This window comes from Janthinobacterium sp. 1_2014MBL_MicDiv (genome assembly GCF_001865675.1).
GTDB lineage: Bacteria > Pseudomonadota > Gammaproteobacteria > Burkholderiales > Burkholderiaceae_D > Janthinobacterium.
This window is the reverse complement of sequence record NZ_CP011319.1, coordinates 5095462-5112235: the sequence shown is the minus strand read 5'-3', so window position 1 is coordinate 5112235 and position 16774 is coordinate 5095462. Positions and strand designations below refer to the sequence as shown.

Annotated in this window: 15 protein-coding genes; 9 read left to right on the top strand and 6 right to left on the bottom strand. The window is 64.6% G+C overall.

Going from position 1 to position 16774, the window contains the following annotated elements; translation table 11 throughout:
* Positions 1 to 37 precede the first annotated feature (37 nt).
* A complete protein-coding gene (locus YQ44_RS22050) occupies positions 38 to 445 on the top strand; it encodes a cytidine deaminase (RefSeq protein WP_071325213.1) in 408 nt (135 codons plus the stop codon).
* A 19-nt stretch (positions 446 to 464) separates the two neighbouring features.
* Complete coding sequence (locus tag YQ44_RS22045; RefSeq protein ID WP_071325212.1) at positions 465 to 1676, top strand: nucleoside deaminase; 1212 nt, start codon at positions 465 to 467, stop codon at positions 1674 to 1676.
* A gap of 16 nt (positions 1677 to 1692) precedes the next feature.
* Here the strand turns inward: YQ44_RS22045 and YQ44_RS22040 are convergent, their stop codons facing one another.
* From YQ44_RS22040 to YQ44_RS22015, 6 genes are all read right to left on the bottom strand, one after another.
* Complete coding sequence (locus YQ44_RS22040) at positions 1693 to 2853, bottom strand: dipeptidase (protein WP_071325211.1); 1161 nt, start codon at positions 2851 to 2853, stop codon at positions 1693 to 1695.
* Positions 2854 to 2864: 11 nt separating this feature from the next.
* Positions 2865 to 3287: a VOC family protein gene (locus YQ44_RS22035; RefSeq protein WP_071325210.1), complete on the bottom strand. Its 423-nt coding sequence runs from the start codon at positions 3285 to 3287 to the stop codon at positions 2865 to 2867.
* A gap of 157 nt (positions 3288 to 3444) precedes the next feature.
* Positions 3445 to 3714, bottom strand: a complete 270-nt coding sequence (locus tag YQ44_RS22030; RefSeq protein WP_071325209.1) for a hypothetical protein — start codon at positions 3712 to 3714, stop codon at positions 3445 to 3447.
* 143 nt (positions 3715 to 3857) lie between these two features.
* Entirely contained in the window at positions 3858 to 4373 is a 516-nt protein-coding gene (locus YQ44_RS22025; RefSeq protein ID WP_071325208.1) for a hypothetical protein, read from the bottom strand.
* 81 nt (positions 4374 to 4454) lie between these two features.
* Entirely contained in the window at positions 4455 to 5138 is a 684-nt protein-coding gene (locus tag YQ44_RS22020) for a TetR/AcrR family transcriptional regulator (protein WP_071325207.1), read from the bottom strand.
* A 9-nt stretch (positions 5139 to 5147) separates the two neighbouring features.
* On the bottom strand, positions 5148 to 6617 hold the full coding sequence (locus YQ44_RS22015) for an aminotransferase-like domain-containing protein (RefSeq protein WP_083412004.1): 1470 nt from the start codon (positions 6615 to 6617) through the stop codon (positions 5148 to 5150).
* A 199-nt stretch (positions 6618 to 6816) separates the two neighbouring features.
* On the opposite strand from YQ44_RS22015, the gene YQ44_RS22010 reads away from it, so the two are divergent.
* From YQ44_RS22010 to YQ44_RS21980, 7 genes are all read left to right on the top strand, one after another.
* Positions 6817 to 8133, top strand: a complete 1317-nt coding sequence (locus YQ44_RS22010; RefSeq protein ID WP_071326687.1) for an aspartate aminotransferase family protein — start codon at positions 6817 to 6819, stop codon at positions 8131 to 8133.
* A 9-nt stretch (positions 8134 to 8142) separates the two neighbouring features.
* Positions 8143 to 9645, top strand: a complete 1503-nt coding sequence (locus YQ44_RS22005) for a CoA-acylating methylmalonate-semialdehyde dehydrogenase (RefSeq protein ID WP_071325206.1) — start codon at positions 8143 to 8145, stop codon at positions 9643 to 9645.
* 47 nt (positions 9646 to 9692) lie between these two features.
* The gene (locus YQ44_RS22000) at positions 9693 to 11060 is read left to right on the top strand and encodes an NAD(P)-dependent oxidoreductase (protein WP_071325205.1); all 1368 of its coding nucleotides are present in this window, start codon (positions 9693 to 9695) and stop codon (positions 11058 to 11060) included.
* The gene (gene preA / locus YQ44_RS21995; RefSeq protein ID WP_071325204.1) at positions 11060 to 12337 is read left to right on the top strand and encodes an NAD-dependent dihydropyrimidine dehydrogenase subunit PreA; all 1278 of its coding nucleotides are present in this window, start codon (positions 11060 to 11062) and stop codon (positions 12335 to 12337) included. Before YQ44_RS22000 ends, preA begins: the two co-directional genes overlap by 1 nt.
* Before the next feature lie 274 nt (positions 12338 to 12611).
* Positions 12612 to 14096: an NCS1 family nucleobase:cation symporter-1 gene (locus YQ44_RS21990; RefSeq protein WP_071325203.1), complete on the top strand. Its 1485-nt coding sequence runs from the start codon at positions 12612 to 12614 to the stop codon at positions 14094 to 14096.
* 24 nt (positions 14097 to 14120) lie between these two features.
* Entirely contained in the window at positions 14121 to 15512 is a 1392-nt protein-coding gene (gene hydA, locus YQ44_RS21985) for a dihydropyrimidinase (protein WP_071325202.1), read from the top strand.
* Positions 15513 to 15527: 15 nt separating this feature from the next.
* Positions 15528 to 16763 (top strand): Zn-dependent hydrolase, encoded by a 1236-nt coding sequence (locus tag YQ44_RS21980; RefSeq protein ID WP_071325201.1) that lies wholly within the window; start codon positions 15528 to 15530, stop codon positions 16761 to 16763.
* Positions 16764 to 16774: the final 11 nt, after the last annotated feature.

Genomic DNA, 16774 nt, shown 5'->3' with positions numbered 1-16774 from the left:
ACCCCGGCCATTGCGGGTTTTACAGGTAAATAATCAAATGAACAACCAAGAACTGATCGCCGAAGCCAACGCCGGCCGTGAACTGGCTTACGCGCCCTACTCGCGTTTCAAGGTGGGCGCGGCCCTGCTGTGCAAGGATGGCCGCGTCTTCCGTGGCTGTAACGTGGAAAACGCCGCCTATGGCCTGTGCAACTGCGCCGAGCGCACGGCTTTTTTCAGCGCCGTCGCGCATGGCTGCAAACCAGGCGATTTCGCCAAACTGGCCGTCACGGGCGACACGGCCGAACCGATTTCTCCGTGCGGCGCCTGCCGCCAGGTGATCTTCGAAATGGGCGGCGCCGACCTGCCAGTAATCCTGACGAACCTGAAAAACGATGTCATGGAAGTGACGGCGGGCTGGCTGCTGCCGCACGGTTTCGGCAATTCCGACCTGGACATGAAGTAAATTAGGCAATGGCATCCGCTTGAACAAGACGATCGATATCCAGGCCGCCGTGGCCATCGCCGCGGCCGAAGCCCTGGCAGCCAAGACGCAGGGCACCTTCGGCGTGGGCGGCGTGCTGCTCGATGGCGCCGGCAATGTGCTGCAATCGATGCACAACAACGTCGTGCGCCAGGGCCTCGTGTTCGATCCTACCGCGCATGGCGAGCGCCAGCTGGTGGACTGGTATTTCGCCGAACGGGCCAAGGGCACGCCCCTGCCGCCGCCCGGCGAACTGACCATCGTCACCTCGCTCGATCCGTGCTGCATGTGCACGGGGGCGATCCTGGCCGCCGGTTTCAACGTGGTGGTCGCCGCGCCCGATGTCAAGGCCGGCATCAATTACGATGGCGCCGCCAGTTTCACGGCCTTGCCGGCGCCGCTGCAGGCGCAGGCTGGCCGCAGCTTCTGCTATCCGGCCGTGCGCGGCGCCACCGACTATGCGCGTGCCCCGTCCGGCGCCGCACCCAGATCTTTTTTCATCGGCAAGAGCATCCACGAGGCGACGCAGGCCCTGTGCTCGCTGGTGTTCGAGTCGACGTCGGCGCAGGTGATGCAGCTGCTGAACGCCGGCGATGACGGGCAACGGCGCGATCCGGCCACCTTGCCCGCCGAGCATCCGGTGGTGCGCGCCTTGCGCCGCCGCTATCCCGATGCGCTGACTTACCGCTGCACGCCGCATGCGCCCGACGCCGGCCTGGCGCCGTTCCTGCAGGCGGCGATGGAACAGGATGCGCGCGATGGCGGCCAGGGCGACGCGGCCGCCTTGCTCGACTCCTTCGGCAACCTGCTGCTGTGCATGCCGGGCCAGCTGGCACGCTCCCTCATTCGCACGCCATTCATGGAGTGCACGCGCCAGTATGCGCAACTGCGCTATGAATTGATGGCGGGTGCCGAACCGGCGCTGCAGGAAGAAATCAAGAGTTATCTGGGCCATCCCAAGCATGGCACCTTCGTGCTGGCCATCGGCCCGGACGACAGCGCCGCCAGTTTCATGACCCTGGGCGCCTACGGTTCCACCATGGAAGGGGCGCTACCCGAGAGTAATCCGGCGCAATTCCAGTACGTGCGCCCGGCCATGGATGAAGACGCGCTGCTGGCGCTGTGCGGCGTCATGCCGCCCCTGTACCGCAGCCTGATCCGGATCCGGCCGCGCCAGGTGGCGGACCCGGCCCTGGTCACGGCGCTAGGCTAGGCGCCGGTTCGGCTGCTCAAGCGTCATCGTCGGGCAGGTTTTTCAGCAGGAAGTCGCGCACGTTTTCACCGGCGATGCGGCGGATCTGGGCCTCGGACAGGCCAGCATCCAGCAGCGCCTGCGTCAATCGCGGCAGGCCGGCCGCGTCGATGGCGGTGGTGACGGCGCCATCGAAGTCGGAACCGTAGGCCACGTGTTCGGCGCCGATCAGCTTGACCGTGTACTTGATGGCGCGCGCGATGGCCGCCACGTCCTTGCCGCAGACGGCCGTATTCCAGAAACCGATCCCCACCAGCCCACCCTGGGCGGCGATGCGTTTCAACTGGCCGTCGCTGAGATTGCGCCCATTGGCGCAGGTGCCGCGCACGCCCGTGTGCGAGACCATCACGGGGCGTTGCGCCAGGCCCAGGACATCGTCGATGGTGGCCGGCGAGGCGTGCGCCAGGTCGACGATCATCCTGCGCTGCTCCATGGCGCGCAGCCATTGTCTGCCCAGCGGCGTCAGGCCGCCTTTTTTCAGGCCATGCTGGGAACCCGATAATTCCGTGTCGAAGAAGTGCGTGGGCGCCGCCATGCGGTAGCCCGCCTTGTACAGGGTATCGAGGTTGTCCAGCTTGCCTTCGAGCGCATGCGCGCCTTCCAGCGTCAGCCAGCCGGCCAGCAGGGCAGGATCTTTTTCGCGCGCCGCGATGAAGCTGCGCAGCTGGGCGCGGCTGCCGATGACGCTGACCTTGCCATCGCTCTTGCCGGCCAGCCGGCGCAGCTCGTCGGCCTGGTAGGTGGCGCGCGCCAGCAGGCTGTTCCAGGTGGCTGGCGGCAAGCCCTGCGCCACCACCAGCGCCGTGATGTTGTCCGTGTCGCTGCCGTTGCGCTCGATATTCATCTTGCGCGGCGTCTTGGTGACGACGGAAAACGCCTGCAGCGCGACATTGCCTTGTTGCAGGCGGGGGAAGTCCACATGGCCATGCTTGCCTGAGCGGTTCAGGTCGCGCTGCCACAGCAGGCTGTCCGCATGCAGGTCGGCGATCCACAGGCGCTGGTGCAGGGCCAGGGTGGCGCGCGACGGCGCCTTGGCGGAATAGGGGTAGACCTGGTTCATTTGCCGGTCGACCAGCCCGGGGGCGGACAGGAAGCCGCCGACCAGAAGGCTGGCGGCGGCGATGGTACTGATGATCATTGTTCTCCGTTTCACCATGGGTCGTAGGTGCCCAGGCTCCAGATGTGGCCTTCCGGGTCGCGGCAGGTAAAGCCCCGTCCGCCGTAATCTTCATCCTTGATGTCGAGCACGATGTCGGCGCCGGCCTCGCGCGCGCTGCGGTAGACGGCGTCGGCGTCGCTGACGACCAGGTAGCAGCTTTGCGTATTGGCGCCGCCGACTTCGCCGGGCAGCTTCATCAGGCGGCCGTAGTCGCTGGCGATGGCGGGCGCCACCATGACCATGCCATGGCCAAAGCTCAGTTGCGCATGGGCGACGCCACCGTTACCGTCCGGCACGATCAATTGTTTTTCAAAACCGAGCGCCGTGCACAGCCATTCGATGGCGGCCGGGGCATCGTTGTAGCGCAGACAGGGAATGGTGGTGCAGGCTGTGGCTTTTGCTGTCGTGGTCATCGGAAAACTCCTATGGCAGATGGGGAGTAGTTTGGATCGTCCCGCGCACGCGGCGTTCGGTATCCCGGCCATCCATCGGGATGGTCATTGATACCCGTCAGTGCGGCGCCCATATAGTGCCACAAATGCCATGCGGCACCTCTGCCGCCACGAACTTTTATTGTGGCGACTGCTGCGAACCGGCCGCCTTCGTCTCCGCGCCCGTGTCGTCGCTGTTGCTTGCCCATCTCAGCAGCATGACGAGGGCAAACAACATGATGGCCAGCGGCAAGATGGTGATCAGGAACGCCAGGCCCAGGCAGCACGCCAGCAGCATGGGCCAGGGCATGGCGCGCAGGGCGGCCATGCCCTGGCGCGCATAGGCGCACAGTTCGTTCCAGAACGCGCTGAAGGAAGTGCTGCCCGGTGCCGAATTGATGTCTTTCATGCTGTTCTCCTGTCGTCGTGGTTGCCGCTGCCGTATGCATGCTGGCGATGAAACCACTATAGGCAAAACGCCGCTGGCGGTCATCGCGCATGCGATGAATGGCAGGAATGGCGGCGCGAACGGCGACAGGCCGGGACAGACGGCTATTCGAATACCTTCAGTTTCAGCTGGAAGCTGAGCGCGCCGTACAAGCGGTCCTTGTAGGAAGGCACGATGGCGATATTCACGCCCACGCGCTGGTATTCATAGCTGATGGTGGGGACCAGGGCGGGGAACCAGCCGCCATCGCGCATCTTCGGATAGCCGCTGAAGCCGCCGATGACGGCGCCGACACGAAACGGGCCCATCTTGATGGGCTGGTAGTACACGCCCAGGTAGTTCGAGTAGGCGCGGTCGCTATTGTAGAAGCGTCCGGCCGTGGCCGAGGCCACGGTGGAAAAGCGGTATTCGGCGCCCAGACCGGGGTTGCTGTCGTTCAGATTCTTGTCGCGCTGAAAATGGTATGAATAAAAGCCCGCATTGAGCCACGTCTCGCTCAGCGGCTGGTTCTCGATCATGCCAAATGTCTGCGCCTGCGCCCCTGAGGCCAGTGCCAGCAGCGCCGCGCAGGCCGTCTTGCCCAGCAATGAGGCGCCGCGCGCCGATAACCAATGTGTCATGCCTGTTCCTTATCCCGTGAAATATCGCAAAAGCTCCAGCGCGACATGCTATCACTGGAAGTTTGTTTCTTGGAAATTTCATCACGGGAGGGGCTGCGCGGCAGGCAGGGCGATGGCCGCCAGCACCATCTGCACGATCAGTTGCTCGGCGTCATCGTAGTCCTTGCGGCTGAGCTGCTTGCGCTCGAGCACCAGCGTCATCTGCGCCGAAAAATCCGCATAGGACTGGGTCATGGCCCAGATCGTGAACATCAGGTGCGTGGCATTCACGGGCGCGATCCTGCCGGCCGCGATCCATTCCTCGAAGATGCCGATATCCTTGCGCAGCAGGGGCACGACGCGTTCGCGTATCTGCGCGCCGTACAGGGGCGCGCCATTGATCACTTCGAGCGCATATACGCGCGACGCCCACGGCTGTTCGCGCGAAAAACGCAGCTTGGCGCCGATGTAGGCGCGCAGCATGTCCTGCGGCGCCGCCTGGTCGCCGGCGCTGGCCAGGCTGTCCATGCGCGCCAGCCAGTCGTCGAGCACGTCGTCGAGCACGCGCTGGTACAGCTGCTGCTTGGAGGGGAAGTAATACATGAGGTTTTGCTTCGACATGCCGGCCCGCTCGGCGATGGCGGCGATCGATGCGCCTTCGTAGCCGCTCTCGGCGAACACGCGCACGGCCTGTTCCAGGATGTCCGCCTCCAGGCGGTCGCGGTTTTGCAGGCGCCGGCCACCGGCATTCTTCACGGGGAGGGCAGGGGATTTATCGCTGGCCATGGGAACTCTCTAGCGGGGGCGGATCGATTGCAGGAATGCCAGCAGCACGGGCGTGTCCGTGTAGGCCACGTTGAAACGGAACCACACGGTCTCGGGCGCGCGCAGCATGAAAAATTCATTGGGCGACAGCAGGATGCCCGCCTTCAGGGCCTGGTCGGCGACGACCTTGCCATTCCATTCCGGCGTCTGGATGTCGGGCCAGCCGGCGCTGACGAACATGCCGCCACGCGGGCGCGCCACGGGCGCCATGCCGGCCTGCGCCAGGCAATCGATGCTGCGCTCGCGGGCCGCATCGAGTTGCGCCACCAGCCGTTCCACCATGCGCTTGTAGGGCCGCGCGGAAACGGCGTGGTAGACGGCGCGCTCGTTGATTTCCGACGTCGTCAGGCCGGTCAGCATTTTGACGCGCACCAGTTCGGCGACCAGCGACGGCGAGGCGCAGATGGAGCCGACGCGCAGCACGGGCGACAGGGTCTTGGAAAAACTGCCCACGCGGATCACGCGGCGCAAGCCGTCCATGGCCGCCAGCGACGCTTCGCCGCGCGCCGCCAGTTCGCGGTAGATATCATCCTCCACCAGCCAGAAATCGAATTGCTCGGCCAGCGCCAGCAGGCGGTGCGCCTGCGCCTGGCTCAGCGAGGTACCCAGCGGATTTTGCAGCACCGTATTGACGAACATCAGCTTGGGCTGCGTGCGGGCCGCTTCCGCAGCCAGCGCATCGAGGTCCAGGCCCGCCTCGCCGCGCGCAATGCCCACGGGGATGCAGCCGTGGTGGCGGATCAGCGACTGCAGATTGCTGTAGCCGGGATCTTCCACCAGCACCGTGTCGCCCGGCTTGGTCAGGCTGCGCAGGATCAAGTCGAAGGCGTGGGTGGCGCCATGCGTGAGCAAGACCTGGTCCGCCTCCACCTGGAACAGGTCTTCGGACAAGGTGGCGGCCAGGTGCTGGCGCAGCGAGGGAAAACCGAGCGGATGGCCATAGCCGCGCAGCCGGCTGGCGGGAATGCGCATGGCCTGGCGCACGGCATCGAGCACGGTCGCCTCGCCATACATCTCGGGCGGCAGCCAGCCGGCGCCCACGGGCAGCGCTTCCGACACGCCCGAATACAGGTCCGGCGTGAGGGCGTCGATGGCGGTGGGGCTCGCAAGGGTGCTGGCAATGAGGGCCCCCTGCGGCGAGGCGGCGATGTCGTGGCGCGCGACGAAATAGCCGGAACCGCGCCGTGACGACAGCAGGCCCAGGTTGACCAGGCGGTCATACGATTCGACGACGGTGAAGGTGGACACGCCATTGCACTTGGCGAACTGGCGCACGGACGGCATTTTGGTGCCGATGCGCAGGGCGCGGCTGCCCACCATGACGCTGATGGCGATGACGATCTGCTCGACCAGGCCGCCCTTCTTGTGGCGGCCGATCTCCAGCACGGGCCAGCCGCTGGCGTTACCCTCGCCCTCGTCCTGCTTCACGTTGTGCGTCACCGGTGGCTCCTTTGCTGCCTTGCACAAAACTGTAGTGGTTTTCCGACCTGTACGGTTGGGATACTTTGCCGTTTGTGTATCTGTGCCAGATGGGATGGCCTGTCTATTATTACATCAGCTTTTTGCCAACTGGTAAATTATTTTGCGCTTCGTCAAAAACGATCTTGGCGCCGCGGCAGCCCATTCCAAGGAGAAGGTCATGAACGAAACAAGGCCGGAATCGATGTCGGCATTCTGGATGCCGTTTACCAACAACCGCGACTTCAAGTCCCATCCGCGCCTGCTCGTCTCGGCCGAAGGCATGCATTACAAGGATGTCGACGGCAACAGCATCCTCGATGGCACGGCCGGCCTGTGGTGCGTGCCCTGCGGCCATGCGCAGCCGAAAATCGTCGGCGCCATCCGCGAAATGGTGGGCCAGCTCGACTTCGCCCCCACTTTCCAGATGGGCCATCCGGCCGCCTTCGACCTGGCCGAAAAACTGATGGACTACACGGGCCACAAGTTCGGCCACGTCTTCTACACGAACTCCGGTTCCGAAGCCGTGGACACGGCCCTGAAGATCGCGCTGGCCTACCACCGGGCGCGCGGCGAGGGCGCACGCACGCGCCTGATCGGCCGCGAGCGCGGCTATCACGGCGTCGGCTTTGGCGGCATCTCCGTGGGCGGCATCGGCGGCAACCGCAAGACCTTCGGTCCCTTGCTGCCGGGCGTGGACCACCTGCCGCACACGCATAACCTGGAGCAGAACGCCTACACGCGCGGCGAACCCGAATACGGCACGTACCTGGCCGATGAACTCGAACGCATCGTCGCACTGCACGACGCCTCGACGATTGCCGCCGTCATCGTCGAACCGGTGGCCGGTTCCACGGGTGTGCTGATCCCGCCGAAAGGCTATCTGAAGCGCTTGCGCGAGCTGTGCACCAAGCACGGCATCCTGCTCATCTTCGATGAAGTCATCACGGGTTTTGGCCGCATGACGACGCCGTTCGCCGCCGATTATTTCGACGTCGAGCCTGACCTGATGACGACGGCCAAGGGCCTGACCAACGGCATGGTGCCGATGGGCGCCGTCTTCAGCAAAAAATACATCCACGACGCCTTCATGGATGCGCCGGCCGGCATCGAACTGTTCCACGGCTACACGTACTCGGGCCACCCGCTGGCCTGCGCCGCCTCGCTGGCCACCTTGCAGGTATTCGAGGAGCAGGACATCCTCGGCCATGCGAAAAGCATGCAGGCCTACTGGGGCGATGCCGTGCATTCGCTCAAGGGCTTGCCGCACGTGATCGACTTGCGCAGCATCGGCCTGATCGCCGGCATCGAGCTCGATCCCATCGCGGGCAAACCGGGCACGCGCGCCTTCAACGCCTTCAAGCAGGCGTTCGCCGACGGCGTGCTGATACGCACCACCGGCGACATCATCGCCCTGTCGCCGCCGCTGGTGCTGGAAAAACAGCACGTCGACGAGCTGTTCGGCAAGCTGGCGACGGTGCTGAAAAATCTCGACTAAGGAACATTCATGACCGATCTCGACACCATCACCCACTACATCAACGGCGCCAAAGTCGACACCGCCAGCGGCCGCTATGGCGACGTCTACAACCCCGCGCTGGGCCTGCCCGTGGCCAGGGTGGCGCTGGGCACCAGCGACGATGTCGACGCTGCCGTGCAGGCTGCGGCCGCCGCCTTCCCCTCGTGGTCGGCCACGCCGCCGCTGACGCGCGCCCGCGTCCTGTTCCGCTATCTGCAGCTGTGCCAGCAGCACACGGACGAATTTGCCGCCATGCTCACGCGCGAGCATGGCAAGACCTTTGCCGATGCGCAGGGCGAGGTGGCGCGCGGCATCGAGATGGTGGAGTTTGCCGTCGGCATACCGCAGCTGCTGAAAGGCGAATTCACGGACCAGATTTCGCGCGGCATCGACGCCTGGTCCATGCGCCAGGCGCTGGGCGTGGTGGCCGGCATCACGCCATTCAACTTTCCCGTGATGGTGCCGATGTGGATGTTCCCCGTCGCCATCGCCTGCGGCAATACCTTTGTCCTGAAACCGTCCGAGCGCGACCCGTCCGCGTCCCTGCTGCATGCGCAACTGCTCAAGCAGGCAGGCTTGCCCGACGGCGTCTTCAACGTGGTGCAGGGCGACAAGGTCACGGTCGACGCCTTGCTCGACCATCCCGTGGTGCAGGCGATCAGCTTTGTGGGCTCGACGCCGATCGCCGAATATATCTATGCGCGCGGCAGCGCCAGCGGCAAGCGCGTGCAGGCGCTGGGCGGCGCGAAGAACCACATGGTGGTGATGCCCGACGCGGACATGGACATGACGGTCGACGCCCTGATCGGCGCCGCCTACGGTTCGGCGGGCGAGCGCTGCATGGCCATCTCCGTCGTCGTGGCCGTGGGCGACGCGGGCGACAAGTTGATCGATGCACTGGCAACGCGCACGGCCGCACTGAAAGTGCGCGACGGCATGGCAGAGGGAGCCGAAATGGGGCCCGTGGTATCGCTGGCCGCCAAGCAGCGCATCGAAAAGCTGATCGCCTCCGGCGTGGAGCAGGGCGCGACCCTCGTCGTCGATGGCCGCAATCATGTGGTGCCGGGCCGCGAGAACGGCTTCTTCGTCGGCGGCACGCTGTTCGACCATGTAACGCGCGACATGAGCATCTACAAGGAAGAAATTTTCGGCCCCGTGCTGTGCGTGCTCCGGTGTCCTGACGTGGTGCATGCGGTGGAGCTGATCAACGCCAACGAGTACGGCAACGGCGTGGCCATCTACACGCGCGACGGCGGCGTGGCGCGCGAATTCGTGCGCCAGATCCAGGTCGGCATGGTGGGCGTCAACGTACCGCTGCCCGTGCCGATGGCCTTCAACAGCTTCGGCGGCTGGAAGCGCAGCATGTTCGGCGACCATCACGCCTATGGCCCCGAAGGCGTGCGTTTCTATACGCGCCACAAGGCCGTGATGCAGCGCTGGCCCAACACGGCCAGCGCTGGTGTGGAATTTGCTTTTCCCCAGATGAAGTGACGGTTTCACACTACAAATCCACCGCAGGATAAGAGAAGGAAAACGCGATGATCGAGTCCCTGAACTATTTGCCGCATCCCAGCCTGCCCAACGAGGAACTGGCGGGCCACTTCACGGACCTGGCGCCGCCGTTGACGGCGCGCCAGGCAGCCATCGAAAGCGCGCGCTGCCTGTATTGCTACGACGCGCCGTGCAGCCGCATCTGTCCGTCGGAAATCGACGTGGCCAGCTTCATCCGCAATATCCACGACAGGAACATCAACGGCGCCGCCGCCGGTATCCTCAAGCAGAATATCCTGGGCGGCAGCTGCGCCAGGGTCTGTCCGACGGAAATCCTGTGCGAGGACGTCTGCGTGCGCAACCACGACGCGGAAGGCCAGCCCGTCAAAATCGGCCTGCTGCAGCGCTACGCCGTCGATCACATGCATTTTGCGCAGCACCCGTTCAGGCGGGCGCCTGCCACGGGCAAGACCATCGCCGTCGTCGGCGCGGGTCCGGCCGGCCTGTCGTGCGCGCACCGCCTGGCCATGCTGGGCCACGACGTGGTGATCTTTGAAAAGGACAGCAAGGCCGGTGGCCTGAATGAATACGGCATCGCCAAGTACAAGCTGACGGACGATTTCGCGCAGAAGGAAGTCGACTTCCTGTTGGGCATAGGCGGCATCGCCATCCGATGTCGCCAGGCGCTGGGCGAGCACGTGCACCTGCGCGAGCTGCATGCGCAGTATGACGCCGTCTTCCTCGGCCTGGGCCTGGGTGCCAGCCGCAAGCTGGGCCTGACGGGCGAGGATGCCCCCGGCCTGCTGGCCGCCGTCGACTACATCGCCGCGCTGCGCCAGGCGGACGACCTGGCCGCGCTGCCCGTGCCGAAGCGGGCCATCGTGATTGGCGCCGGCAATACGGCCATCGACATGGCCGTGCAAATCCAGCGCCTGGGCGCCGAGGAAGTGACCCTCGTGTACCGGCGCGGCTTCGACGCCATGACGGCCACCCACCACGAACAGGAGATCGCCAAGGCCAACCAGGTGCGCATGCTGACGTGGGCCCAGCCGCAGCAGGTGCTGCTCGATGCTCATGGCCATGTGGCCGGCATGCGCTTCGAGAAAACGCGCATGCAGGGCGCGCGTTTGACGGGCACGGGCGAAACGTTCGACGTGGCGGCCGACGCCATCTTCAAGGCCATCGGCCAGAGTTTCGATACCGAAGTGCTGCAGGACCCCATGGCAGCGCTGTTGCAGCGCGAGGGCGACAAGATCGCCGTCGACGCGGGTTTTCGCACGGTGCTGCCGGGAATTTACGCGGGCGGCGACTGCGTGGCGCCGGGACAGGACTTGACGGTGCAGGCCGTCCAGCATGGCAAGCTGGCCGCACTGGCCATCCATCACGATCTTCTTTCCAAAGTGGAGGCTGCATAATGGCTGATCTCAGCATCGAATTTTGCGGCATCAAGTCGCCGAACCCCTTCTGGCTGGCGTCCGCGCCGCCCACCGACAAGGCCTACAACGTCGTGCGCGCCTTCGAGGCCGGGTGGGGCGGCGTCGTGTGGAAGACGCTGGGTGAAGATCCGGCCGCCGTCAACGTCTCGTCGCGCTACTCGGCCCTGTACGGCAAGAACCGCGAAGTGGTCGGTTTCAACAACATCGAGCTGATCACCGACCGCTCGCTGGAGATCAACCTGCGCGAAATCACGCAGGTGAAAAAGGACTGGCCGGACCGCGCCATCGTCGTCTCGCTGATGCTGCCGTGCGAGGAGCACTACTGGGCCGACATTCTGCCCAAGGTCGAGGCCACGGGCGCGGACGGCATCGAACTCAATTTCGGCTGCCCGCACGGCATGCCGGAGCGGGGCATGGGCGCGGCCGTGGGCCAGGTGCCCGAATACGTGCAGATGGTGACCGCCTGGTGCAAGAAGCACAGCCGCCTGCCCGTCATCGTCAAGCTCACGCCGAACATCACGGACGTGCGCATGCCGGCGCGCGCGGCCAAGGCGGGCGGTGCCGATGCCGTCTCGCTGATCAATACCATCAATTCCATCACCTCGCTGGACCTGGACCGCATGGTGGCCTTGCCCATCGTCGGCGGCGCCAGCACGCACGGCGGCTATTGCGGCGCGGCCGTCAAACCCATCGCCTTGAACATGGTGGCGGAAATCGCCCGCGATCCGCAGACGCGCGGCTTGCCCATTTCCGGCATCGGCGGCATCGGCAACTGGCGCGACGCGGCCGAATTCATCGCCCTGGGCGCCGGCTGCGTGCAGGTCTGCACGGCCGCCATGCTGCATGGCTTCCGCATCGTCGAAGAGATGAAGGATGGCCTGTCGCGCTGGATGGATGAAAAGGGCTATGAACGCATCAGCGACTTTGCCGGCAAGGCCGTGGCCAACACGACGGACTGGAAATACCTGGACATGAATTACCAGGTCATCGCGCAGATCAACCAGGACGACTGCATCAAGTGCGGCAAGTGCTATGTCGCCTGCGAAGACACGTCGCACCAGGCCATCGCTCAGCTGATCGACGCCGCCGGCACGCGCAGCTATGAAGTCATCAAGGATGAATGCGTGGGCTGCAACCTGTGCGAAATCACCTGTCCGGTGCAGGGCTGCATCACGATGGTGCCGCAGACCACGGGCAAGCCGTACATGAACTGGACGCAGGATCCCAGGAATCCACGGGCATTGGTGACGGCCTGACATAAGCTACCGCGCGTCGCGCCTTGCGGCCTGTGATGCTCACCGTGCTCTGGCACGGTTGCGCTTCCCGGCCACAATTCGCTGCCGCTCGCTACGCTTCTGTTCGTCGTTGCGGGGCTGACGTCTGGCCAGGGAAACCCAAGGCACAGTTTTTGCGTACATTTATTTTGTAAACAGTTGCCCATCTTTGCAGTAAGCTAGGCTGCAGCCGTTTCCACATTGCCGTATCCCTGGCGCCATCGCGCGCCAGCGGTCTAACCGATGGAGCAACCCTGTGAACCACGACTACTCAGGCAACACGCAACTCTGGAATGAAGACCTGGCGCCCACCACGGCGGCGCAGCGCACCTGGCGCTGGTATCACTTCGCCGCGCTGTGGGTCGGCATGGTGATGTGCATTCCCGCCTATACCCTGTCGGCCAGCCTGATCGACAGCGGCATGTCCGGCTACCAGGCCGTGCTCACGGTATTTCTCGCCAATGCCATCGTGCTCCTGCCGATGCTGCTGATCGGCCATGCTGGCACCAAGTACGGCATCCCGTATGCGGTGCTGGCGCGCGCCTCGTTCGGCACCATGGGCGCGCGGCTGCCGGCGCTGATGCGCGCCATCGTCGCCTGCGGCTGGTACGGCATCCAGACCTGGTTCGGCGGCCAGATGATCTATACCCTGATGGGCGTGCTGGTGGGGCATGAATTGGGCGGCGAGAAGATCGCGGGCCTGGGCATCAACGGCAGCCAGCTGCTGTGTTTCCTGGCTTTCTGGGCCATCCAGTTCTATTACATCCTGCATGGCATGGAGTCGATCCGCAAGCTCGAAACCTACACGGCGCCGCTGAAAATCCTCATCTGCTTCGTGCTGCTGTACTGGGTGCACAGCAAGGCAGGCGGCGTGGCCAGCCTGCTGGACCAGCCGTCGCAATTCATCCCCGGCGGTAAAAAGGCGGGCCAGTTCTGGAGCGTCTTCTGGCCATCGCTGACCGCCATGGTGGGCTTCTGGGCCACCCTGGCGCTGAACATTCCCGACTTCACGCGCTTCGCCAAGACGCAGCGCGACCAGGTGATCGGCCAGTCGATCGGCCTGCCAGTGCCCATGGGCTTGCTCGCCATGCTGGCCGTGATCGTCACGGCCGGTTCCGTCGTCATGTACGGCAAGGCCATCTGGGACCCCGTCGACCTGGCCAGCCGCATGACGGGTGCCGCCGTGCTGATCGCCCTGATCATCCTCTTGATCGACACGGTCAGCGTCAACCTGGCGGCCAACCTGGTGGGACCGGCGTACGACTTTTCCTCGCTGGCGCCGAAGCAGATTTCGTACAAGATGGGCGGCTACATCACGGCCTTCATCGCCATCGTCATGATGCCGTGGAAGGTGCTCGAATCGACGCAGGGCTACATCTTCACGTGGCTGATCGGCTACTCGGCCCTGCTGGGGCCCATCGCCGGCATCCTCATCGTCGACTATTATTTTGTGCGCAAGACGCAGCTCGACGTCAGGCAGCTGTACCGCGACGATGGCGTGTACTCGTATGGCAAGGGCTGGAACATGGCGGCCCTGATCGCCTTCGTCATCGCCGTGCTGCCGAATATCCCCGGTTTTCTGAACGCGGCCTTTCCCACGGCGTTTCCCGACGTGGCCGAAGGCTTCAAGACCGTCTATACCTACGCCTGGTTCGTGGGCGTGGCCATCGCCGCGGTTGTCTACGGCGTCATGATGAAGGGCAAGACGGCGGCGCATTTGCAACAGGCGCCGCTCGCCTGACCCGCTAAACGAGGAGACAGCAATATGACTATGCTCATACGCGGCGGTACCGTCGTCAATGCCGACCGCGCGTTCCGCGCCGATGTCCTCATCGAGGGCGATACCATCGCCGCCGTCGGCGAGAATCTGCCTGTGCCGGCCGGCGCCACCGTGATCGACGCGGGCGGCCAGTACGTGATGCCGGGCGGGATAGACACGCACACGCACATGAACCTGCCCTTCATGGGGACGGTGACATCCGACGATTTTTACACGGGCACGGCGGCGGGGCTGGCCGGCGGCACCACCACCATCATGGACTTTGTCATTCCCGCGCCGAAGCAGTCGCTGATCGAGGCCTATCACCAGTGGCGCGGGTGGTCGGCCAAGGCAGCCGGCGACTACACCTTCCACGTGGCGATCACCTGGTGGAGCGAACAGGTACATGAAGAGATGGGCATCCTCGTGCGCGAGCATGGCGTGAACAGTTTCAAGCACTTCATGGCCTATAAAAACGCCATCATGGCCGACGATGAAACCCTGGTGAAAAGCTTTACCCGCTCGCTGGAACTGGGCGCGCTGCCTACCGTGCATGCGGAAAACGGCGAACTGGTTTTTCAATTGCAGCAAGCCTTGCTGAAGAAGGGGATTACCGGACCGCAGGCGCATCCGCTGTCGCGCCCTCCGGCCGTCGAGGCGGAGGCGGCCAACCGCGCCATCGCGATCGCCAATGTCTTGAATACTCCCGTGTACATCGTGCACGTCTCGTGCGCGGAATCGCTGGACGCCATCACGCGGGCGCGCGCGAATGGCCAGCGCGTGTATGGCGAAGCGCTGGCGGGCCACCTGGTGATCGACGACAGCGTCTACCAGAGCGACGATTTCGACTACGTGGCGGGCCATGTCATGAGCCCGCCGTTTCGCGGCAAGCAGCATCAATCGGCCCTGTGGCACGGCCTGCAAAGCGGTAACCTGCACACGACGGCGACCGACCACTGCACCTTTTGCGCCGAGCAGAAGGCGGCGGGCAGGCAGGACTTCACGCGCATCCCGAACGGCTGCGGCGGCGTCGAGGAGCGCATGGCCGTGGTGTGGGACGCGGGCGTCAATTCCGGCATGCTGACGCCGTCCGAATTCGTCAAGGTCTCGTCAACGAACGCGGCGCAGATCTTCAATATGTATCCGCGCAAGGGCGTCGTCGCCGTGGGCAGCGACGCCGACATCGTGCTGTGGGATCCGCAGGGCACGCGCACGATTTCCGCCGCCACGCAATTCGCCAGGGGAGGCTTCAACGTCTTCGAAGGACGCACCGTGCGCGGCATCCCCAGCACCACGATTGCCGCCGGCAAGGTGGTGTTCCACCAGGGCGAGCTGACGGCCGTCGAGGGCGCGGGGCGCTATATCGAGCGCCCGGCGTTTTCCGCCACCACCGCATGAACTCAGGAGACAGCAATGGATGATCTACGCATCAATGGCGAACGATTGTGGGCGGCGCTGATGGAACTGGCGCGGATCGGCGCGACAGTGAAGGGTGGCGTCAAGCGCCTGGCCCTGACGGACCTGGACAAGCAGGGCCGCGATCTGGTGGTGGGCTGGGGCCGCGAGGCCGGCATGAGCATCACCATCGACCAGATCGGCAATGTGTTCATGCGCCGCGACGGCACGGACAATACCTTGCCGCCCGTGATGACGGGCAGCCATATCGACACGCAGCCCACGGGCGGCAAGTTTGACGGCAATTACGGCGTGCTGGCGGGCCTGGAAGTGGTGCGCACCCTGAACGATCTGAAGATCAAGACGCAGGCGCCGATCGAGGTGGCCTTCTGGACCAACGAGGAAGGCTCGCGCTTCGTGCCCGTGATGATGGGCTCGGGCGTATTTTGCGGTGCTTTCTCGCTGGAGACGGCATATGCAGCCAAGGACACGGAGGGAAAAACGGTGGGCGAGGAGCTGGCGCGCATCGGATACAAGGGAGAGCAGGTGCCGGGCGACCATCCGATCGGCGCCTACTTCGAGACGCATATCGAGCAGGGCCCCGTGCTGGAAGACGCGGACAAGGTCATCGGCGTGGTGCCGGCCGTGATGGGCCTGTCGTGGTACGACTGTGTGGTGACGGGCATGGAAGCCCATGCGGGCCCCACTCCCATGGGCTTGCGCAAGGACGCGCTGCAGGTGGCCACCACCATCATGCAGGAAGTGGTGGCGATTGCCAACCGCTACCCGCCGTACGGGCGCGGTACGGTGGGCATGGTGCAGGTCTTCCCGAACAGCCGCAACGTGATCCCCGGCGAAGTCAAATTCAGCATCGACCTGCGCAATGTGAACGACGAACTGCTCAACACCATGCACGGCGAAATCACGGCTTTCATCGACGCCACGCGCGACAGGACGGGGCTGGGTATTGCACTGGAAAGAGTCTCCTATTATCCGCCATGCCCGTTTCATCCCGATTGCGTGGGCGCCGTGCGCAATGCCACCGCCAAACTCGGTTATTCCGTGATGGACGTGGTCTCGGGCGCCGGTCACGACGCCATCTACGCGGCCCGCCTGGCGCCGGCCGGCATGATCTTCGTGCCATGCAAGGATGGCATCAGCCATAATGAAATCGAGGACGCCAAGCCCGAGCACCTGGAAGCGGGCTGCAACGTGCTGCTGCACGCGATGCTCGAGCGGGCCGTGGCCGTTTAGCCACGCCGGCC

Coding starts and splice junctions, on each gene's coding strand:
- YQ44_RS22050 (WP_071325213.1), top strand. CDS start 38: ATGAACAACCAAGAACTGATCGCCGAAGCCAACGCCGGCCGTGAACTG.
- YQ44_RS22040 (WP_071325211.1), bottom strand. CDS start 2,853: ATGATCATCAGTACCATCGCCGCCGCCAGCCTTCTGGTCGGCGGCTTC.
- YQ44_RS22035 (WP_071325210.1), bottom strand. CDS start 3,287: ATGACCACGACAGCAAAAGCCACAGCCTGCACCACCATTCCCTGTCTG.
- YQ44_RS22030 (WP_071325209.1), bottom strand. CDS start 3,714: ATGAAAGACATCAATTCGGCACCGGGCAGCACTTCCTTCAGCGCGTTC.
- YQ44_RS22025 (WP_071325208.1), bottom strand. CDS start 4,373: ATGACACATTGGTTATCGGCGCGCGGCGCCTCATTGCTGGGCAAGACG.
- YQ44_RS22020 (WP_071325207.1), bottom strand. CDS start 5,138: ATGGCCAGCGATAAATCCCCTGCCCTCCCCGTGAAGAATGCCGGTGGC.
- YQ44_RS22010 (WP_071326687.1), top strand. CDS start 6,817: ATGAACGAAACAAGGCCGGAATCGATGTCGGCATTCTGGATGCCGTTT.
- YQ44_RS22005 (WP_071325206.1), top strand. CDS start 8,143: ATGACCGATCTCGACACCATCACCCACTACATCAACGGCGCCAAAGTC.
- YQ44_RS22000 (WP_071325205.1), top strand. CDS start 9,693: ATGATCGAGTCCCTGAACTATTTGCCGCATCCCAGCCTGCCCAACGAG.
- preA (WP_071325204.1), top strand. CDS start 11,060: ATGGCTGATCTCAGCATCGAATTTTGCGGCATCAAGTCGCCGAACCCC.
- hydA (WP_071325202.1), top strand. CDS start 14,121: ATGACTATGCTCATACGCGGCGGTACCGTCGTCAATGCCGACCGCGCG.
- YQ44_RS21980 (WP_071325201.1), top strand. CDS start 15,528: ATGGATGATCTACGCATCAATGGCGAACGATTGTGGGCGGCGCTGATG.